Origin of the sequence: Photobacterium sp. Hal280, assembly GCF_037162255.1 — a bacterium.
GTDB lineage: Bacteria > Pseudomonadota > Gammaproteobacteria > Enterobacterales > Vibrionaceae > Photobacterium.
Genome location: NZ_JARLUO010000001.1, coordinates 222,972 through 242,719, shown reverse-complemented (window position 1 = coordinate 242,719; position 19,748 = coordinate 222,972). Strand labels below are relative to the sequence as shown.

Annotated in this window: 17 protein-coding genes and 1 pseudogene; 8 read left to right on the top strand and 10 right to left on the bottom strand. The window is 48.0% G+C overall.

Annotated features, from left to right (window positions below; all coding sequences use genetic code 11):
• Positions 1-193: 193 nt before the first annotated feature.
• A pseudogene (locus P4S53_RS01145) lies at positions 194-1,084 on the top strand (NAD(P)-dependent oxidoreductase); the annotation flags it as partial.
• Positions 1,085-1,135: 51 nt separating this feature from the next.
• Here the strand turns inward: P4S53_RS01145 and P4S53_RS01140 are convergent.
• Entirely contained in the window at positions 1,136-1,645 is a 510-nt protein-coding gene (locus P4S53_RS01140) for a DUF1097 domain-containing protein (RefSeq protein WP_337110994.1), read from the bottom strand.
• A gap of 273 nt (positions 1,646-1,918) precedes the next feature.
• On the opposite strand from P4S53_RS01140, the gene nagZ reads away from it, so the two are divergent.
• Positions 1,919-2,923: a beta-N-acetylhexosaminidase gene (nagZ, locus tag P4S53_RS01135; RefSeq protein WP_337110993.1), complete on the top strand. Its 1,005-nt coding sequence runs from the start codon at positions 1,919-1,921 to the stop codon at positions 2,921-2,923.
• 93 nt (positions 2,924-3,016) lie between these two features.
• On the opposite strand, the gene P4S53_RS01130 is transcribed toward nagZ, so the two are convergent.
• The 6 genes from P4S53_RS01130 to P4S53_RS01105 all read right to left on the bottom strand — a co-directional run bounded on the left by P4S53_RS01130 (position 3,017) and on the right by P4S53_RS01105 (position 8,775).
• The gene (locus P4S53_RS01130) at positions 3,017-4,114 is read right to left on the bottom strand and encodes an outer membrane protein transport protein (RefSeq protein ID WP_337110992.1); all 1,098 of its coding nucleotides are present in this window, start codon (positions 4,112-4,114) and stop codon (positions 3,017-3,019) included.
• Positions 4,115-4,596: 482 nt separating this feature from the next.
• On the bottom strand, positions 4,597-5,244 hold the full coding sequence (locus P4S53_RS01125) for a TetR/AcrR family transcriptional regulator (protein ID WP_337110991.1): 648 nt from the start codon (positions 5,242-5,244) through the stop codon (positions 4,597-4,599).
• Positions 5,245-6,012: 768 nt separating this feature from the next.
• The gene (locus P4S53_RS01120) at positions 6,013-6,927 is read right to left on the bottom strand and encodes a cation diffusion facilitator family transporter (RefSeq protein ID WP_337110990.1); all 915 of its coding nucleotides are present in this window, start codon (positions 6,925-6,927) and stop codon (positions 6,013-6,015) included.
• 128 nt (positions 6,928-7,055) lie between these two features.
• A complete protein-coding gene (trxC, locus tag P4S53_RS01115) occupies positions 7,056-7,484 on the bottom strand; it encodes a thioredoxin TrxC (RefSeq protein ID WP_337110989.1) in 429 nt (142 codons plus the stop codon).
• Positions 7,485-7,652: 168 nt separating this feature from the next.
• A complete protein-coding gene (locus P4S53_RS01110) occupies positions 7,653-8,117 on the bottom strand; it encodes a hypothetical protein (protein ID WP_337110988.1) in 465 nt (154 codons plus the stop codon).
• 208 nt (positions 8,118-8,325) lie between these two features.
• A complete protein-coding gene (locus P4S53_RS01105; RefSeq protein ID WP_337110987.1) occupies positions 8,326-8,775 on the bottom strand; it encodes an MOSC domain-containing protein in 450 nt (149 codons plus the stop codon).
• A 300-nt stretch (positions 8,776-9,075) separates the two neighbouring features.
• Between P4S53_RS01105 and pdhA the strand changes: the two genes are divergently transcribed.
• From pdhA to P4S53_RS01090, 3 genes are read left to right on the top strand one after another with little or no spacing between them, the layout of a single operon-like run.
• The gene (pdhA, locus tag P4S53_RS01100; RefSeq protein WP_337110986.1) at positions 9,076-10,164 is read left to right on the top strand and encodes a pyruvate dehydrogenase (acetyl-transferring) E1 component subunit alpha; all 1,089 of its coding nucleotides are present in this window, start codon (positions 9,076-9,078) and stop codon (positions 10,162-10,164) included.
• On the top strand, positions 10,157-11,140 hold the full coding sequence (locus P4S53_RS01095) for an alpha-ketoacid dehydrogenase subunit beta (protein ID WP_337110985.1): 984 nt from the start codon (positions 10,157-10,159) through the stop codon (positions 11,138-11,140). Before pdhA ends, P4S53_RS01095 begins: the two co-directional genes overlap by 8 nt.
• On the top strand, positions 11,137-12,294 hold the full coding sequence (locus tag P4S53_RS01090) for a dihydrolipoamide acetyltransferase family protein (RefSeq protein WP_337110984.1): 1,158 nt from the start codon (positions 11,137-11,139) through the stop codon (positions 12,292-12,294). Before P4S53_RS01095 ends, P4S53_RS01090 begins: the two co-directional genes overlap by 4 nt.
• A 58-nt stretch (positions 12,295-12,352) precedes the next feature.
• On the opposite strand, the gene P4S53_RS01085 is transcribed toward P4S53_RS01090, so the two are convergent.
• The 3 genes from P4S53_RS01085 to galE all read right to left on the bottom strand — a co-directional run bounded on the left by P4S53_RS01085 (position 12,353) and on the right by galE (position 17,057).
• Positions 12,353-13,696, bottom strand: a complete 1,344-nt coding sequence (locus P4S53_RS01085) for a DEAD/DEAH box helicase (protein WP_337110983.1) — start codon at positions 13,694-13,696, stop codon at positions 12,353-12,355.
• A gap of 274 nt (positions 13,697-13,970) precedes the next feature.
• On the bottom strand, positions 13,971-15,845 hold the full coding sequence (locus tag P4S53_RS01080) for a PhoX family protein (protein WP_337110982.1): 1,875 nt from the start codon (positions 15,843-15,845) through the stop codon (positions 13,971-13,973).
• Positions 15,846-16,037: 192 nt separating this feature from the next.
• Positions 16,038-17,057, bottom strand: coding sequence for a UDP-glucose 4-epimerase GalE (gene galE / locus P4S53_RS01075; RefSeq protein ID WP_337110981.1), 1,020 nt, complete (start codon positions 17,055-17,057; stop codon positions 16,038-16,040).
• A 226-nt stretch (positions 17,058-17,283) separates the two neighbouring features.
• On the opposite strand from galE, the gene P4S53_RS01070 reads away from it, so the two are divergent.
• From P4S53_RS01070 to P4S53_RS01060, 3 genes are all read left to right on the top strand, one after another.
• Positions 17,284-17,799: an NUDIX hydrolase gene (locus P4S53_RS01070; RefSeq protein WP_337110980.1), complete on the top strand. Its 516-nt coding sequence runs from the start codon at positions 17,284-17,286 to the stop codon at positions 17,797-17,799.
• Positions 17,800-17,960: 161 nt separating this feature from the next.
• Positions 17,961-18,215, top strand: coding sequence for a helix-turn-helix domain-containing protein (locus tag P4S53_RS01065; RefSeq protein ID WP_337110979.1), 255 nt, complete (start codon positions 17,961-17,963; stop codon positions 18,213-18,215).
• A 2-nt stretch (positions 18,216-18,217) separates the two neighbouring features.
• Positions 18,218-19,429, top strand: coding sequence for a type II toxin-antitoxin system HipA family toxin (locus P4S53_RS01060; RefSeq protein WP_337110978.1), 1,212 nt, complete (start codon positions 18,218-18,220; stop codon positions 19,427-19,429).
• Positions 19,430-19,748: the final 319 nt, after the last annotated feature.

Here is a 19,748-nt window from a genome sequence, read left to right as displayed (position 1 = left end):
ACAGTCACTTTGGTTATCAACTTTGTATTGTGATAGTGATAGCAGGTAATACGACCAGACTAAACCTTTTTCTCTGGAATCCAGCCACTTGCCGCAGCAAACAGAAGCAGTCCGAGCTTGAATCCGATTGTTCATCGGGTTAATGTCCCTGAACTCGGTGCCCGCACTTTTCTGATTTTGCAAGGACGCGAATATGGACTATTTTCCAGTCTTCACCCATTTACACAACAAACCGGTACTGGTCATTGGTGGCGGAGAAGTGGCCTGCCGTAAAGTCGATCTTTTATTACGGGCCGGAGCAGCTATCACACTGATCTCACCACGTTTACATCCTGTACTACAAAAGCTGGCCAGCCAGCAAAAGCTGCGCTGGTTAGCGGAATCTTATCAGCCTGGAAGTCTGGGAGGGTATTATCAGGTGTGGGCAACAACAGACGATCGCGATCTAAACAAGCGTATCTTTCAGGATGCCCAGCAGAAGAAAATTTGGGTCAATGCCGTCGACGATCCTGCCCATTGCGATTTTATTACTCCATCCATGATCGATCGTTCCCCGATCCAGGTCGCCATATCCAGTGGCGGTGCATCACCTGTACTCGTACGTTATCTCAGAGAAAAACTGGAAACCCAGCTCGCGCAAAATTTGTCCTTGCTGGCCGATTTCGCAGGCAAACAAAGAAACCGCCTGAAACAACATTACGATACCGTTGATAAACGAAGACACTTTTGGGAACAATTCTTCCGCTTGCCTCAGGTAGAAAATGCCCAGTCTGTTGAGGTGCTTGAAGCGGCTTTTGTCCAGCTACTGGATCAGGGCAATCAGGCGACGGGGTCAGTCTGTATTGTAGAAACCGGTACCGATGTTGAAATGCTGACATTGAAAGCATTAAGACTGATGCAGCAGGCTGAAATGGTGCTTTACACCGATGAAGCAAGTCAGGCTGGTTTCATTGATCTTTGTCGCAGAGATGCTGATCGTGAAGCTTGCAGTGAGGAGAATCTGTTGCAAACAGCGGATGCCCTGCTCAGCCAGGCTGTCCGCGTCTGTATTCTGGTCAAAAAAGGAAGGACTTCTGCATCACTTTCTGCTTTTTGTCAGCAGCATAGGGGGAGGTCCTTCCCTCATTGTAACTGTTTATTTTGTAGGGGCAGCAGCGGGTGCAAGTTCAGACTTAAACGCTGCCTTCTGCGCACGTTTTTCACTTTGCGCCTTCAGCCACAAACCCGATGTTTTCATCGCATAACCAAACACTACTCCGAGCATTAGCGAAGGGATCACCAGTTGCCAGTTACCCGCGGCAGCAAATGTCGCACAACAGCCGATAAATGTCCCCGGAATAAAGCTCAGCCACTCGCGCTTTGCCTGCACACACATCAGAAATGAAACAATGCCGGTTGCAATATAGCCGAACAGCTCCATGCCTATCCATGTTGAGCCGTGAATGATCAGCATTGCCCAGGCGACACCACTCAAATTGGTCGCCATACTGATGCCCACGCCCTTTAAGCCATCCTGAGGTGCCGCAAAATAGGTGGTACACCCCAGAAATCCGCCCCAGCTCAATAAGCCAAGTGAAACAGCCACCCAGCCCCACAAACCAGATAACAAACCGGTTGTTATTGCTATAGCGATTAATGCTGACATGTTAAGACCTCTGAAAACGCTAACTTGATATCTTCGATGCGATGAAGGAAGAAGTCTAATCACTCTGCCCGCCCAATAAATTGACGCAAATCACACATCAAATGAAATAAATGAAACACAATGTTTTATACAGTGAACAGTGACACAGTAATCAGCTAACTGACGCCAGATTCAATCAGAAAAATGCTGTTTTGACTCTGATCAGCTTGTGATAACTTAATGCTTTCTAAAACCTATGTTTCTTCTGAGATGCAGTCAAAACGGAGTGCCACCATGGGGCCTTTAATGCTAGATGTGTCAGGTTTCGAACTTGATGCCGAAGAGCGTGAAATTCTTCAACACCCCACAGTAGGCGGAGTCATTTTTTTCGCCCGCAACTACCACGACAGAGAGCAACTGTTTGCTCTGACACAATCCATTCGTCAGGCAGCAAAGCGTCCTTTGATCATTGCGGTGGATCAGGAAGGCGGACGAGTCCAACGCTTTCGTGATGGTTTTACTTTACTGCCTCCTGCCCGGGCATTTGCAACGGCCGACAATGGAATTAATCTTGCCCGTCAGGGGGGCTGGTTAATGGCCGCAGAATTACTGGCTATGGATATCGATCTCAGCCTGGCACCTGTATTGGATATCGGCTTTGACTGTAAAGCCATTGGAGACCGTGCGTTTTCAGATCAGCCCGAACAAATCATTCAATTTGCCAGTGCGTTTATCCGCGGCATGAAAGAAGCGGGAATGGCAGCAACAGGTAAACATTTTCCCGGACACGGTGGCGTTATTGCAGATTCACATCATGAAACCCCTGTTGATGAGCGCAATGATATTGCCGTTCGTGATATGTCGGTATTTAAAGCATTAATTGAAGAACAATTACTGGATGCCATGATGCCAGCCCATGTGATTTATCCTTCCTACGACGATAAACCCGCCAGCGGCTCTGAATACTGGTTAAAGAACGTGCTTCGGCAACAGCTTCACTTTAAAGGGGTTGTCTTTTCAGATGATCTCAATATGAAAGGTGCCGATGTACTGGGCTCCTACGGCGACCGTGCTGTTGCTTCTCTGCAAGCTGGCTGCGATATGGTGATGTTATGTAATAACCGCAGTGGAGCGATTGAGGCGCTGGAAGCATTACCGCAGACGCAGACTCCCGTGTTGAATAACTTACTCAAAAAGCCATTTGCACGGTATGCAGAGATGGTAAGAACGGCAGAATGGAAGCAGCGCTCTGAAGCCATTCGCCGACTGCAACAAGAATGGCAGGAAAAAACGCACTAATCGTTTTTAACTGTCTGGTGTTCTGTTCAAATCGGCTAAACACAAACGCCCGGAAGACCGGGCGTTGTTCTCGAGACAGGACATGCTGCTGAGTTAAAACTTGTGTTCAACCCCGACTGTCAGGCCATAAAGGCTGTTATCTTGATAGATAGTGCCGGAAATATCTTTACCGTCTTTGACCATTTTGTACTGAGCGGCCCCAAACAGCGAGGTGTTACCAAAGGAATACTTGCCTCCGACCTGCACACCCTTTGCACCGTTTCCTGGCGCCAGAGGATTCAGATTACCCTCACCGGCTCCTTCGGCATAATTCAGTTCAATACCACCACCAAAGGATGGCGTAAACTGGCGAGCCAGTCCCAGCGCATAAGTGACACTGTCGCGATCAAAGGTCACAACTTCACCACGCACCTGGGTTTTTATCACATGCTCGCTCCATCTGCGCCAGTGAGCTGAGAAAGTCATTAACGTATTCTCTGCAACCCCGGTCTGGAAATCAAAATCTATCGTCTCCGGTAGTTCAATTTCCGACTGGCTTGATACTGAGCTTGCCTTGCCCCCGGTTTTATTCACAATTAAAGCACCGGATTCGGTCGTATCAAACGAGTGCTCTACCGCCGACTGATACGCTACAGTGGCGCGTAACGCTATTTTAGGAATATGGTAAGACGCGCCCACTGTATAACCGAAACCGATATCATCACCCAGATCCAAATCTAAACCACCAAAACCACCATTCATGTTGGTGTTAAAGTTGGCATTAATTTCAGTTTGATTGATAGTTGGGCCTGCAAAAGCTGAAAACGAGGGGGTCATCTGGTACTTGCCCGTTAAGGCCACGGTGCGGGTTTTTACATTCGCGCTCGAACCTTGCCAAAAACCACCCGTGTGCTGAGTATCAATATTGTTTGAAAGATAATACTGCGCATTTCCTGAGAACTTATCCGTAAAAAAGTAATTCACTGCACCCTGGACATAGTTCGTATCATTGAAGATATCACCTGTGTTACCAAAATTTGGGTGGTTACCCTGGATGTCGTAGTTAAAATAGGAATAAGAGACAGCCACCTTATCATCGGGACTGTACAAATTACTGTAGCTATAGCGTCCAAACTCATAGGCCGCACCATGAGAATAAAAGCTCGTTGCTGACAAAATTGCGACGAGTAATGATTGATACTTCAGCTTCATTGTTCGAATACCTCTACATGTGAACCCGTGCTCACCTCAGTGTGATAACAAGGGTAACTCCCCCTATTGCTAACCCGCTTGAACTGCACTAAGAACAGTCGTGAGCCATCACGGTTAACAATCCCCCTGCTATCTGTTTGCGGTGAGACGAGACATCCGTTGTCGTTTTATCTTCGAAGTTCTCAACAAGATTGTTAACACTTCGTTATTATTTTGTTTCGAAATGAGGTTATCTGAATCAAAGCTGAACGTCCACAATAAATAGGTCATACGTCCGATTATTTTGAGTAAGTGATAGTTGATCACAAAAACATCGCCCTGAGATGTGACGATGATTCAAACAATTCAGATTGATGAAGTCAGTGAACATGCGGCATACAGTGAAGAAGCCACTGTGTCATCACACACAGCGGCTGTTTTCGGTCAAGCTACGAAAAAGAAGAAGGTAAAGGAAATGAGAAAAGTCAGTTCTAAAGTTAGAGTTATTCAGTAGCAATAAGTGTCGACAATAATCGTTTTAACGTTTTAGATACAATCTCCTGATTGAAGTTTTGATCACCACTGACCAAAGCAAACTCAAATTCCCTGAAGGTGAAAATGACCAGGTTGGCATCAATTTCCGGATACGGACTGCCTATCAGTTCAGCCGTTTTTTCGATCAAACGCAGCACTTGCAATTTATATTCACTGACTCGCTTGACCAGCATCTCAGACTGCCCGAGAGCAAACAGGAAATGGCAGCGAATTGTCAGCTGCTTACGGCGCGTCTCATCTGTCAACTCCGTCGAAATGTACTGTGTTAACAATTCGGTTAGCTGCAGAACACATGATTCACGATCCTCGTTGACTCCCTTTGCCAGGTATTCTCTGAGAATCGTGTCCACCTGCTCCTGAATCCATTGAATCTGTTTCACTTCTCGTCTGGCAAATTCTTCAAATGCACTCAGGATCAAATGATCCATGCTTTCAAAGTAATAACTGGTCAGTGATAACCGAACCTGAGCAGCATTGGCAATATTTCGGTGTGACAAGCTGTTTAAGCCTGTCGTCGCAATCAAATCCAATGTTGCTTCAATGATTTTTTGTCGGGTAAGCTCTCCCTTTGTCGTTTTTCGAGAACTAGCTGCCATCTCGACTTATCCTTGATGTTTATGAAAAGTAAAAGTTTGCATTCATGGCAATAATATCGAAAACACTTCATTACATAAACTCCAGTGTTTCACTTTTGGTCTGCATGCCCACACTTACCAGCTCGGGGGTAATCACTGGCAGGCATTTGAGACCAAACAGGTGAATTTCCGTACAATTCATCGCCTGCTTTTTTACCTGATAAATATAAAAAAATCCCCGAGCAGTGCTCAGGGATTGATGTGTCAGGAGGCGCGCTTATGCCGCCATGTGCTCGTGAATCTCTGTGCCGACTTACAGTGATTTACTGGAGTAGTTAATGTTCTTGCAGGTTTTCTTTTCTTTTAATACAACCACAATCCCGCCAACAATAAATGCCATAACCAGTAGTGTCTCGAACATAACTTTCCCCAAATTCAGATAATCACTGCAGTCTTAAACGACCAGCCAAGAAAAAATAAACAGAGCAGCTAAAACCTACACAAAAGTAGTTCTTCCGTCTCCGGTTTGGCGGTTATCAGTTCAGGCAGCACATCCGAAAGGGACCCAGTATCAATAGCATACTGAGAAAAAGGTTCAAATCCGGCTTTCCAACTGAAAGTTTGCTATAACATTCCGGCGACTAATTTTTAGCCACACGTATTTTGCGCTTAATTTGCACAAAGTTCCAGCAAAATTTGCCTTATGATTCTTTGGTTTTGATATAAGTTTAACTAATAAAAAATGCGGCCCGAGTGGACCGCATTTCATTTATCTATCTGCCTGATGCATTACAACCAGCGTTTTTGACCGGTAAAGGTAACAGACAGCCATGTATCACCCAGTTCGCCTTTCAATTTATCCCACAATAATTGACGAATCTTGTCCTGGCGTTTTGTGGTCCAGTACTTATCGTCTTTGACAAGGATGTTGATTTCCAGATCGTACTGACGGCCTGTTTTAGCGAAATGGTGAGTATAGTCATCGAAGTTATACTGTTTAGACAGATCTTCAATCACGGTATCCACCCGATTCTGCACCTGATCATGCGGAGCGACCAATAGCACCTCGCGCAGGTTACGGCGTAACACCTTAATCGGCAGGACCGACGCAGCAATCGCCATTGCAGACACCAAAATGGGATCGACATAAGCATTCCAATGTGAATAGCCTATTTTGTCGAACACCATGACCAGCATAAAACCAACTAAAATTGCGGCACTCAAGATGCCATCGACCAACCATTCCTGTGAGTCGACCCGAACAAGTTCGGAGTCTACCTTACGGGCAATGTGAGTTTCCGTGAAATAGATGCCAAAGCAACTGATGGTAGACAACACTGCGTATACCATTGCATGTTCCAGCACAACTTCATGGCCACCGTTGACAATGGTTTGCACACCACTCACGAGTGCAAACAAACAGGTTACCAAGATGAGCAAGCCATTGACGACATTGATCAAAGGTTCGATGTGGGCGTAACCAAACTGGAAGTGGTTATCGTCCGGTCTTGAGACCAGGTAGGCGGTATACAGACTCAGGCCTGTCATACCCATACTCAGAAAAGAGAACATACCGTCGAGCAGAATCGCACTAGATCCCACATACAGCCCATAACCTATACCCATAGTGGCAAGCAGGACCGTACCGGCAAGAGACATTTTCAGTGCCAGACGTTCCTTACTAATTTTACGGCTGATAGCCATAAATTCCTCCTCATTTTTTCCTAAAGTGTTGATATCAGTATCAGCTTTAAACGGTTGACCTATTGCCAGTCAACCATTGAAGCATGACGATTTAATGAACCGGCGAAACTCGCTCTGGTCGTGCGCACTCATTCAAGTGCATCTTCAAGCCATTGCAAAAACGCAGGTTTTCGTAATGCGGTGTTCAAGGTAGCCTGCTGGCGCCCTTTTCTGAAAACCAGAACAGTCGGAACACCTCTTACTCTGTAACGTTTTGCCAAGTCCGGATGCTGATTCACATTCACCCTGACAAAACGGTATTGCTTTTTCTGTTTAGCGACTTGTTCAACCACGGGCTTAAATGCCTGACAAGGAGGGCAATTATTGCCCCAAAACGTCACTATCACAGGTTTGGGACTTTGAATCAGCATAGCAAAGTTCTTACTGTCTGCCTCTACCGGGCTGCCATCCAATACAGCTTTAGAACAATGCGAACAAGAAACGGTATTGGATAATGACGTGGTCTGCAGAGACACTGCCTTCTGACAATGCGGACAGCTCACAGTAAAACTTGGCATGTTTTTCCTATTTCCCGGCCTGTTCTTTGTTGTTCAGACAGGCCATCTGATACAAATTTTCGCCAGTATACCACAACTTATAAAAAACCAGGATAACGGCAAGTGCCAGCCCCGTTAACTTAACTCAATATCACAGAGCGGGACAAGTCGCTGCTTCTGCCAGCAAACTCAAAAATCAGTGCGCTGCAACTGAAGCCGTTCAATATCACTAAAAAATGAGATGATCTTTGCCCGGCTGACACTGTACATGAACTCTGAGCCATCACACATTTCAGAATCGGCTACTTTTATCTGGGGCGATTTCAGCTGCATGAACTCGCAGGCCGCCTGCTCTTCACAAGCAAGATCCCGCTCATCGTTCAGCGTTTTCCAATAGTCGGCAAAATGATTCAACGCTGTATCCAACTGCCGGTAATTCTCCGAACTTAACTCAGGGCGAAGAACTTTCAATTCCTGTTTTCGCTCAGTCAGGAATAGGTTGAAGTTCTCTGCGTAGCTGTCTATCGCTGAATGACTGTAACATGCCTGCTGCACATATCTCTCCTGCTGGGCATAGACATTATCGCTGCCTCGTTGTGAAGAACAGGCGGATGCCGTAAAGCAGGCAATAAAGACAACAAAATACAACTTCATTCCACACACTTCCCGTTCCAGAATCCGGGCAGCGTCAGCACATTGCTGCCCTTCAATATATAGAAAAGTATGCCTGAAATACCCTGTTCAACACGGCCAAAGACCGCGATTTCTTAGCACTGAGACATCTTGTTATCTATTGAGAAAACTATGTCTGTGAAAACTATGTCTGTGAAACCTATGATACAGAAACCGACACCCGAGAAAACTAAGACTCAACCTGAGTAACAAGTTGCACGCTGTCCCCCAGCTGAATATCGCCGTCAGACAACACGCGACAGCATACTCCACCGCGCCATTCCGGCCTGAGTGCCTGAGTCATGCCCTGAAATTGTTCATCCATACGGGGGCAGGGATCCGTCTCTCGTGTAATCTGAAGCTGCAAACGCCCAATTGAGATCACATCACCGACATTAAGTTCCGAAAAGCGCATTCCTTCCACCAGCAGATTGGCCCGGCGGAGGGTCCAGGGCAATGTCTCCCCCACTTCATCACAGGCATCTTGCCAGGAATCAAGGGACAATACTGTCACCTGTCGCTTACCGGGTTTCCCACGAAAGTCACCTTCCACACCGTTTTCACAGCTTACATTGGCTTGATTTAATTCTTCCATAACAGCACGTGACGCTTTACGTCTGGCGATTCCAATCAACTTCATCCAAACATCTCCCTGACACTCATAAAAATACAGCATTAAACACTGGAAAATTACCTGCTGTACCGAATTCTTTACTAAGTTGGCAATGTGCGACCAACGCATTTTTTAACACTTTGATTACAATTAGAAGTGTTCGCCACTCCATGTATGTAATGCACCTACTATACCCAAAAATGCCAGGTTGCACCGAAACTAATTGCAACGCTGAGGATGAAGGGATAGCCAGGCTTAGCAATACGCAATTAACAACAGTGACTTTTCTGCCCTTATGGTTTCGGGCAGTGACAGAAGGAGCTTGATATGAATGTTCAAGCCACAAGCATGCACCGCTACTTAGATTATCAGGGACAACTGCTCTCGCCGCTTCCGGCATGGGCGGATATCCCAACGCTGCAAGGCTTTTACCGGGACATGGTGCTGACCAGAGTTTACGACAACAAAGCTGTCGCGCTGCAGCGCACAGGTAAACTCGGAACCTACCCATCCCATTTAGGATCAGAGGCGATAGGTATCGCTGTTGGCCGCGCCCTCAGACAAGACGATGTCTTTATACCTTACTACCGCGACATGCCTGCAATGTGGGCGCGCGGAATAGCAATGGAAAAAAACCTCCAGTATTGGGGCGGTGACGAGCGAGGCAGCGATTTTGCGTTTAACGACCAGCCCTGCCGTGATCTTCCCTTTTGTGTGCCGATTGCCACGCAATGCACCCATGCCGTTGGCGTTGCCGCCGCACTGAAAATTCAGGGCGGACATCATGCTGCACTCGTCACCTGTGGTGATGGCGCAACCTCTAAGGGCGATTTCTTAGAATCCATTAATTGTGCTGGGGCCTGGAACATCCCGCTGGTCTTTGTCATCAACAATAACCAGTGGGCAATCTCCGTGCCCCGTAAGTTGCAGTGCGGCGCCGAGTTGTTATCCGATAAAGCCAAAGGCGCTGGCATACCCGGCATCACCGTCGACGGCAATGACATCATCGCCATGTATGACATCGTGATCAAAAGCCTGGATCATGCACGAAAAGGAAAAGGTGCCACCTTAATTGAAGCAATCAGTTATCGCTTAGGGGATCACACGACCGCTGATGATGCCAGCCGCTACCGAAATGAAGATGAGCTGCAACAAGCCTGGCAGTATGAGCCAGTTAAACGCCTGAAAGCGTTTCTCGTGTCGCAAAACGCCTGGTCTGAAGACGATGAAAAACAATGGCTGACGCACTGTCGTAAAGTCGTGGAAGATGCCGTAGAACGTTATCTTGCCATTGCACCTCAGCCGCCAGAGTCAGCTTTCGATTATCTTTATGAACAACCAACTGATGACATGCATTCCCAACGGGATGCGATTATCAATAAAGCAATGCGTATGCAGGGAGGCCGTCATGGCTGAGATGACCATGCTGGAAGCCGTCAACCTCGCACTGCATCACGAAATGGCCAGGGATCCAAATGTGGTCATCCTGGGGGAAGATGTAGGCGATAACGGCGGTGTATTTCGTGCCACTGTTGGCCTGAAGAAAGAATTCGGTTTAAAGCGTGTGATTGACACCCCGCTTGCTGAGTCACTGATTGGTGGTGTCACCATCGGGATGGCAAGCCAGGGGCTTCGCCCGGTCGCTGAGTTCCAGTTTCAGGGATTTGTTTTTCCTGCGCTTGAACATCTGATCTGCCATGCGGCTCGCTGGCGTAACCGTACCCGTGGCCGCCTTACCTGCCCGGCCGTTTTTCGCGCTCCTTTCGGCGGCGGGATTCATGCCCCGGAGCACCACTCAGAAAGTGTTGAGGCCATTTTTGCCCATACGCCGGGTTTAAAAGTGGTTATCCCTTCATCGCCAAAACGTGCTTATGGCCTGCTGCTCGCAGCAATCCGCAGCAACGATCCCGTGATGTTCTTCGAGCCCAAACGTATCTACCGGACAGTGAAATCCGATGTCATCGACAACGGTGAAGCGCTTCCGCTGGATACCTGTTTCACATTGCGTAAAGGGCGAGATTTAACAGTAGTCACCTGGGGGGCCTGCGTTGTCGAAAGTCTTGAAGCCGTGAACGAACTTTCCAAAATGGGCATTGAAGCCGAAGTTATTGATCTGGCATCGATTAAACCGATCGACATCAACACCATTATTGCCTCACTGGAAAAAACCGGTCGCTTGCTGGTGGTGCATGAAGCCAGTAAGACCTGCGGTGTCGGTGCAGAATTGCTGGCACAAGTGTCTGAGAAGGCAATGTGCCTGTTAAAAGCGCCACCGATTCGGGTCACAGGTATGGATACCGTCATGCCTTATTACCGCAATGAAGAGTATTTCATGATCAATAAAGACGACATTGTCATTGCGGCCAAACAACTTGTGGAGGGGTGGAAATGAAGACGTTTTCCTTGCCGGATTTGGGCGAAGGACTCGCCGAATCTGAGATTATTGAATGGCATGTCAGTGTCGGTGATACCGTGGAAGTCGACCAGGTCGTGCTGACCGTTGAAACAGCCAAAGCCACCGTTGAAGTCCCTGCGCCATACAGTGGCACCATTGTCAGCCGGCACGGTAATGAAGGTGATGTCATCTCCATTGGTAGCTTGCTGCTGGAGATTGACGAAACAAATTCGACCGATGCCAATACCAAAGACACAAACCAACCGGAAAAAAACCAGCGTGCCGATGCCGCCACAGTGGTGGGCAACGTCTCCCACCATGCGCAAAGCGTCAGTGTTGATGAGTTTTGGGTTGGTAGTCAGGTAAAACCATCCTCTGATCATATCAGCGCCTTACCTGCCGCCCGCATGCTGGCTCAAAAACTGGGGGTAAACCTGAAACAAATCAACGGAAGCGGCCCGAATGGTGTCATCGTTGAAGCTGACATCTATCGGGCTTGCGATCAGCAACTTCCGGGGACTGAAGTGCTAAAGGGCGCTCGCCGGACGATGGTCGGCAGCATGACAGAAGCCCACCAGCAAGTCGCCGCTGTGACCATCACAGAAGAAGCGCTGCTGGATAAATGGCCGAAAGACGAAGACATCACCACCCGTATTATTCAGGCCATCGTTTCTGCCTGCGAACAGGAATCGGCGTTGAATGCCTGGTTTGATGCCGAAACCATGACGCGCTGCGTACACCATAAAGTCAATATCGGTATCGCGGTCGACAGCCCTCACGGTCTGTATGTCCCGGTACTCAGAGATGCAGGTAGCCTGAACCCCAAAGCCATCCGGCGCTGGATCGACGAAACCGCAGAAGGGATCAGGGCCAGAAAAATAGGTCGGGAAGAGTTTCAGCATGCCACCATCACACTGTCTAATTTCGGTGCGATTGCGGGGATCTATGCCACACCTGTGGTCACCCCGCCCCAGGTTGCCATTGTGGGCGCAGGCCGGCTCATTGATAAACTTGTGATGAAGGACAATAAGCCGCTGTCTGTGAAAGCCATGCCGCTGTCGGTCACCTTTGATCACAGAGCCTGCACAGGCGGGGAAGCTGCCCGGTTTGTCAGGGCCCTTGTCCAGCACCTGTCAAAGCCGCATGGCTAGCACATAAAAAAACAGGCCAGTGCAAAGCTGGCCTGTCTTATTTCCGTTTTATCTTGCGTTATTCGTCATCTGCTGACGGTTCTACCGGTTTTCTCTTCTTCGGCATAAAGACGTTATCCCCGACCGCCATATTGTCGTAGAAACGTTTATCCAGCTTCTTCTTCGGTTTAGAGGTCGCCTTGGCTTTATCCTGCTGAGGTTTCGCCTTGGTATTCTTCTTCGGTGTATAGGCCTTCTTCGGTGCTGGTTTCAGCCCCTTAAACTTGCCTTCCAATCCTTCAAGAGCGGTGAAACTGATTTGTTTCTGCAGGAAAGCTTCCACATTCTTAAAGCTTTTCCAGTCTTTCGGCCCCACCAGCGACACCGCATCGCCTTTATTGCCGGCCCGGCCAGTACGACCAATCCGGTGAACATATTCTTCAGCATGCTTAGGCATGTCAAAGTTAATCACGTGTGAGACTTTACTGATATCCAAACCACGCGAGGCAATATCCGTCGTCACCAGAATCTTGTGAACATTCCGCTCAAACTGGCTCATGATATTGTTACGTTGGGTTTGATTCAGGTTACCGCTCAAGGCTACCGCTTTGAGTTTCCGCTCATTGAGCAACTCAGTCAGGCGGTTCGTGTCTTCTCGTGTCGCGGTAAAAATAATGACCTGGTCATAATTTTCCTGCTCCAGTAAGCGATCCAAATTAGCCTGCTTGTGATCCAGGTGATCACACAAGATAAAACGTTGTTCAATATCACCATGATCCTGCGCCGCATGACCAACGGCAATACGTTTAGGCTCGTTCAGCATTTCCGATGCAATATCAATTACTTCCGGATCGTCTAACGTGGCGGAGAACATCAAAGTCTGACGGCGTCTGTGATCAGCGGCCTGATGTATTTTGCGCAACTCTGGCGCAAAACCCAGATCCAACATACGATCCGCTTCATCCATGATCAGCATTTCCAAACCGTTCAGGTGCGTGCTGCGGTGCTCCAGATGGTCCGCTAAACGGCCAGGTGTTGCAACAACAAACATGGGGTCATTGCGCAGCGCTTTTACCTGATCATTGAAGTTTTCACCACCGACAATTAACGTGCTGTCATAAGGTGTACCGGCATTCAGCGTACGTAGTTGTGCATAAACCTGCTTTGCCAGTTCACGGGTCGGCGTCAGAATGACCACGCGCGGATCACGCTTGGTAAAGGGTTTACCTCGGTACATGCGCTGCATGGCCGGCAGCAGAAATGCCAGAGTTTTACCGGAACCGGTTTTCGAGGAAGCCAGCAAATCTTTTCCGGCAATCGCTACAGGAATCGCTTGCTGCTGGATTTCTGTCGCCTGCGAGAAGGCCATGTGGTTCAATTTTTTCAACAGTCGCTGATCAAGACCAAGATCTTTAAAGTGCAAAGTATTGCTCCGGTAAAACGCTCTAAAAATAAGATTATTTTCCCCGTGGTTTGCTTGTGATCTGTCTCACAGCCGGGAGAAAATTTAGCGGCGGATTATACCATAATTATCTTGATTAACCACGACAAGATAGCAGGACATAGCACGACACGTTTTGATTCGATCAACGGTGCAAAAGCGCTGCCAGAGGTTACGAAATTTCAACACAACATGGCCTCAGTCAGACTGAGGCCATTTTCGTTTTGGTTATCATTACGCGGTTACTGTCTTACCATCAGGCACCGATCACGCCGCCATCTTCACGGGTTATCATCATGATGGTCGAACGCGGCTTGGTGTTACCACCGTAAGGGAAATGCGATGGTGCGCCTTCTTCACCCGGATGCTGAACGCCCACGAACATCGTTGTGTAATCAGGTGAGAATGCCAGCCCTGTAATTTCACAGGCGATTGGCCCGGTCAGAAACCGGCGAACCTCACCCGTCATAGGATCACCACACAGCATCTGGTTATTCCCCTGCCCGGCAAAATCGCCTTTGTTCGAGTAATTGCCGTCGGTCTGAATCCACAAGCGGCCAGCGCTATCGAACCCGATACCATCCGGGCTGTTGAACATATTACCCGTGTTGATATTGTCGCTGCCGGCATACAAATCACCTTGGTGAACAGAAGGGTTGCCGGCAATCAAATACAAATCCCAGACAAAGCCTTCACTGGTATGATCGCCATTGAGTGGCATCCAGCGCAAAATCTGACCGTAGTGATTCTTCGCCCGGGGATTCGGTCCGCCCACAGGCTGGCCTTCCTTACCACGGTTCTTGTTATTCGTCAGTGTACAGAATACGTGCTTATTGTCTGGATGCACGGCGACCCACTCAGGGCGATCCATCGTGGTGGCGCCGACCTGAGTCGCAGCGCGACGGGCAAAAATCAGCACTTCGGCCTGATCGTTAAACCCATTTTCCGGCGTTAAACCATGCTTGCCGAACGTCAGTTCAATCCACTTGCCCTGACCTTTCAGCTGGTCGTCATTCATATCGAACTGAGCAACATAAAGTGTGCCTTCTTCGAGCAACTTACGATTCGCTGCATCATTGCCTTGCTGATAACGTTGCTTAGAAACAAATTTGTACAGGTGCTCGCCGCGCTCATCATCCCCCAGATACACCACAGCATGGCCGTCTTTATTCAGCGTCAGCGCCGCATTTTCGTGTTTGAAGCGGCCTAATGCCGTGCGCTTCATCGGTGTTGACTGCGGATCATTTGGATCGATCTCGACGATCCAGCCGAAGCGATTGGCTTCGTTCGGGTTTTTCAGCACATCAAAACGTTCATCGTGCTGATGCCATTTGTAATCGCTGGGTGATGCCGAAATACCATAACGGGCCTGATCGGCGTTGACCTCCCCTTTGTCATCACTCCCGAAGAAATCATCAAAGTTTTCTTCACAAGTCAGATAGGTCCCCCAGGGGGTTTGACCGTTAGAACAGTTATTAAACGTCCCGAATGGTTTCATGCCTGTCGGATCCGCCTTCGTTTTCATCAGTGCATGACCTGCGGCAGGCCCTGTGAGCATCATCGGGGTATTCGCTGTAATACGGCGATTTCGTTTACCACTCTGATCAACAGCCCATTGTCCGTTTTTGCGCACAACTTCGACGATAGTCACGCCGACGGCTGCCTGTGCCTTACGCACATCATCAGCTGTCATGCGGTCACCTTTGTGATCGAACAAATACTCATAGTTGGTGTATTCGTTGTTAATGGCCATCACACCGCGATCTTCACTGATCGCAAAAAAGCTCATACCATCCGTGTTATCACCGAACTGGCGCTCTTGTGCTCGTGAATCCTGTTTTCCGCTTTGGTCAAATTCAGGCGCCCCCGGAAAGATAGGGTCACCCCATGACATCAGTGGTGTTGCCTTATAGCCTTTCGGCACAATCACAGTATCTGCTGTGGAAACAGGTACGGCGTCAAAATTCAACAGGGAGGATTTAGGTGAAGCTGCTACGGCTTTCGCCACCGGATTTAATGCCAGAAATGCTCCTGCTCCGGCGACAGCGGTTCCAGTCAGAAAATGACGGCGCGATAATCTCGCTTCAATCATTTTAGTGAGTTGCGAGTCCTGCTCATCACGCTTCCACATCGTATGCTCCTTATTATTCTTCGCATATCCAAATAGATTTAACGAGCGGAGCATATGCACTAAATCTTACAAACGCATGAAAGATATATGTCTTAACGATGAAAAAGCATTGAAAAGTAGTGAGTTAACGTATTACACATGCATAAAAAAACGGCCCGTGAAAGGCCGCTTATGCAATAAATATCATAACTGTCAGTGACTGTCCGGATACCCTTGTGGGTTCTGAGACTGCCAGCGCCAGGTATCCCGCGTCATTTGCTCTACAGTACGGGATGCCGTCCAGTGCAGTTCTTTCTTTGCTTTACCTGGATCAGCCCAGCATTCTGCAATATCACCGGGGCGTCGCGGTGCAATCTGATAAGGCACCGCTTTCTCTGAAGCTTTTGCAAAGGCGTCAACCATTTGCAAAACACTCAGGCCATTGCCAGTACCCAAATTGTAAATATGCAAACCGGCTTCTTTGCCTTTGTGCGTCAGTGCGGCCACATGGCCATCAGCCAGATCGACAACATGGATATAATCACGCACACCTGTACCATCCACTGTGGGATAGTCATCGCCAAACACAGACAGGAATTCCCGTCGGCCCACAGCGACCTGAGCAATAAACGGCATCAGGTTATTGGGGATCCCCTGAGGATCTTCGCCCATTTCTCCGGATTCATGCGCCCCTACCGGGTTAAAGTAACGCAACAGTGTCATGCTCATTTCAGGGTGAGCATGCTGAATATCCGTCAGGCACTCTTCTACCATCAGCTTACTGCGGCCATAAGGGTTAGTCGCACTGGTCGGGAATGATTCAAGGATCGGCACGCTTGCCGGATCGCCGTATACTGTCGCTGAAGAGCTGAAGATGATGCTGTTCACACCGGCTTCACGCATTGCCTCAACCAGCACAAGCGTTCCGTGAACATTGTTGTCATAGTATTCCAGCGGTTTTGCAACCGATTCACCAACGGCTTTCAGGCCTGCAAAGTGAATCACGGATTCAACATCATTCTCACGAAATACTTTATCCAGAAATGCGCGATCACGAATATCGCCTTCAAAAAATGCCGGTCTGACGCCGGTCAGTTTTTCAATTCGCTCCAGCACGGTCTTCTTGCTGTTGTACAGGTTGTCGACAATGATTGGGGTCATTCCCGCTTCTATCATTTGTACGCAGGTATGGCTGCCAATATACCCCATACCGCCTGTGACCAGAACGCGCATACAATCTCCTTGTTTTTTAGTGCTTCATTATGCTGCAGATGCTGAGTATATCAGAGAATCTTCAACCGTCATCTGACGCATGATTGCTGCGCTTCTCTCATCGCACAGAAATCGATAATTTCTTGATTATCAACGCCAGCATGTTTATCACTGCAATAAACACGCTGCCTGGCGTTCGGTGTTACACTGGCTGACACATTCAGTGATGAAACCACATAGAGGCAATATGAAATCACAGACCCTGTGCCAATGGAAAGGCTTTTCCGTAGAACAAGGCACGCACCAATTGCCGGATGGACGCGACATCACTTTTACCACAGTACGCCATCCGGGCGCTGTGGTTATTGTGCCTGTCACGGCGCACGGGGAACTGGTTCTGTTACGCCAATACCGCCCTGCAATCGGGCGCTGGATTCTGGAGTTCCCCGCAGGCACTCTGGAAAAAGGGGAAGATATCGCCGATTGCGCGAAACGAGAACTAGCTGAAGAAACCCAGCTCGCCGCGAGTCATTGGCAGGCGCTGGGAGAACTTCTGCCGGTTCCCGGCTTTTGTGATGAAGTGCAGCATGTCTTTCTGGCTAAGAACCTGTCTCCGGCTCAAGAGGATCTTGATGCAGATGAAATCCTCGAAGTCGTCACTATGTCTGTTGAAACTTTCACCGGAAAAGTGGTCAGCAATAATATTCAGGATGCCAAAACACTGGCGGTGTTTCTGAAATTACAGGTCATGGGGCTGATCTGACAATCAGTCATTTTCGTGTTTCAGACCCTTTGCTTTACATTTCATATCATCTGAATTAGCCATATAGCTAACAAGCGTGATCACCGACATTATGTTAGCTATATAGATAACTTTCACACAATCAACTACACTGTTTGCTATATAGCAAATAGGATATCAAGATGGCCAACCGAGAGAGCATAGGTAAAGCAATCGCCACGGCGAGGAAAGCCAGGGGCGCGACACAGAAAGCCATGGCAAAACAGACGGGCATTAACAAAACCACCCTGTCAGAAATTGAAAACGGCCGCTTTACCGGCTCTCTGGACATTTTCGAGCGCTACCTGGATGCCGTTGGCTTGCAATTACAGGTATCACCGAAGCAACATCAATTACCTGACTGGGATGATATCGACACACTGTTTGATGAGGATTGAACATGGCTCTGGATCACCTGCCCGCCAAAATAGAAAAGATAACTGTGTGTCTGGATGAAGATGAATTGGGCGTATTAACGCACGGTTCTGTTCACCATTATCAACCAATACAAACTCAGCGCCATGTCTCCCTCACCATGACAAAATCCAACCTGGATGGCTATTCCTCCGGTGCATTACACCCTATTTTTGCGCAGAATCTGCCTGAGGGATTCAATCGCCGGTTCATTGCTGAAAAACTGGCAAGATATGCCCGGGTCAACGACATGTACCTGCTCGCGCTGCAGGGTGAACACAGTATAGGTATGCTCAGCTACCGAAGTGAGTTGCAGCTTCCGGAAGCGGATTCGGTATCCCTGACAGACATTCTGACTTATCAGGGCAGCACGCCTTTGTTTCCGCAACTGCTCGAGAAATATTATCTGCGTAATGCGCTGGCCGGTGTGCAACCTAAAGTCAGTATTCCCAAAACCGATCGCACGGTAGAACAAAAAGATCTGATCGTTAAATCGTTTGATTCGGAGTTTCCGTTGCTGACAGTCAACGAATATGTCTGTATGGAAGCGGCACGCTATTGCGGATTAGAACCGCCGGCCACTTATCTGTCCGACAATATGGAAACCTTTATTGTCGAACGTTTTGATAAACCCGATGGCCAGTTACTGGGATATGAAGATTTCACCACCTTGCTGAAAAAGCCCAACAACCCGGATGCCAAATATACCGGCAGCTACGAAACGCTGCTCAAAGCAACCCATCTGTACACCAATAGTTTGGCTGAGGTGGAGAAAATGTATCAATACATTGTCTTTAACTGCCTGATTGGCAACGGTGATGCACATCTGAAAAATTTCGCATTGCAATACACACAAGACATGAAACACATCTTTGTTTCCCCGCCTTTTGATATCACCCATACCCTGATTTACGACACAATTGACAATAAAATGGCACTCAAGATGGCGAACAGCAAAGTTTTCCCGGATAAACACCATCTGTTAAAACTGGCTGAGTCCACCAGTTTCAGGATTCGGCAGGCAGATAAGATCATTGAGAGGCTGGCAGACAACATCAAAGATTATATCAATCGCTCTGATGAAATCCTGTTGATGGAAGGGTTAAAAGCTTCCATCGATAAGTCTGTCTCTGAAACCATGGTGTCCAGTTATAGTGCAAAGCCGTACCGCCACGACAAAAAACGTAAATTCGAATAATCCGCCTGAAACAGCAATATGTATCTTCAAACAGATTTGAACAGGACATTACCCTATTCATTTCAAGTCAAAATGTTAAATCAATGTTCTGTTTGAATGTATACCAGAAAGATTATCGGCTCTACGGACTATAGATTACAGCAATGACACCTTTGTCATAAGCATTCACAAAAGAAGAAAATACCAATCGCAATAGTGATAAACGTTCAGATCAATGTCAGCAGAATCATAGTGCGTCATACAAAGCTGTCAGTGATTCTCTCAAAGGCAGTGTCGATATAATTCCCTAAAGTTACTGATGTGAAAGCAATAAAATGGC

What these genes read in the sequence shown, in the direction of transcription:
- P4S53_RS01095 (WP_337110985.1), top strand. Translation starts at nt 10,157, where the DNA reads ATGGCTGAGATGACCATGCTGGAAGCCGTCAACCTCGCACTGCATCAC.
- P4S53_RS01125 (WP_337110991.1), bottom strand. Translation starts at nt 5,244, where the DNA reads ATGGCAGCTAGTTCTCGAAAAACGACAAAGGGAGAGCTTACCCGACAA.
- P4S53_RS01090 (WP_337110984.1), top strand. Translation starts at nt 11,137, where the DNA reads ATGAAGACGTTTTCCTTGCCGGATTTGGGCGAAGGACTCGCCGAATCT.
- P4S53_RS01105 (WP_337110987.1), bottom strand. Translation starts at nt 8,775, where the DNA reads ATGAAGTTGATTGGAATCGCCAGACGTAAAGCGTCACGTGCTGTTATG.
- P4S53_RS01120 (WP_337110990.1), bottom strand. Translation starts at nt 6,927, where the DNA reads ATGGCTATCAGCCGTAAAATTAGTAAGGAACGTCTGGCACTGAAAATG.
- pdhA (WP_337110986.1), top strand. Translation starts at nt 9,076, where the DNA reads ATGAATGTTCAAGCCACAAGCATGCACCGCTACTTAGATTATCAGGGA.
- trxC (WP_337110989.1), bottom strand. Translation starts at nt 7,484, where the DNA reads ATGCCAAGTTTTACTGTGAGCTGTCCGCATTGTCAGAAGGCAGTGTCT.
- galE (WP_337110981.1), bottom strand. Translation starts at nt 17,057, where the DNA reads ATGCGCGTTCTGGTCACAGGCGGTATGGGGTATATTGGCAGCCATACC.
- P4S53_RS01070 (WP_337110980.1), top strand. Translation starts at nt 17,284, where the DNA reads ATGAAATCACAGACCCTGTGCCAATGGAAAGGCTTTTCCGTAGAACAA.
- P4S53_RS01140 (WP_337110994.1), bottom strand. Translation starts at nt 1,645, where the DNA reads ATGTCAGCATTAATCGCTATAGCAATAACAACCGGTTTGTTATCTGGT.
- P4S53_RS01060 (WP_337110978.1), top strand. Translation starts at nt 18,218, where the DNA reads ATGGCTCTGGATCACCTGCCCGCCAAAATAGAAAAGATAACTGTGTGT.
- P4S53_RS01065 (WP_337110979.1), top strand. Translation starts at nt 17,961, where the DNA reads ATGGCCAACCGAGAGAGCATAGGTAAAGCAATCGCCACGGCGAGGAAA.
- P4S53_RS01110 (WP_337110988.1), bottom strand. Translation starts at nt 8,117, where the DNA reads ATGAAGTTGTATTTTGTTGTCTTTATTGCCTGCTTTACGGCATCCGCC.
- P4S53_RS01080 (WP_337110982.1), bottom strand. Translation starts at nt 15,845, where the DNA reads ATGTGGAAGCGTGATGAGCAGGACTCGCAACTCACTAAAATGATTGAA.
- P4S53_RS01130 (WP_337110992.1), bottom strand. Translation starts at nt 4,114, where the DNA reads ATGAAGCTGAAGTATCAATCATTACTCGTCGCAATTTTGTCAGCAACG.
- nagZ (WP_337110993.1), top strand. Translation starts at nt 1,919, where the DNA reads ATGGGGCCTTTAATGCTAGATGTGTCAGGTTTCGAACTTGATGCCGAA.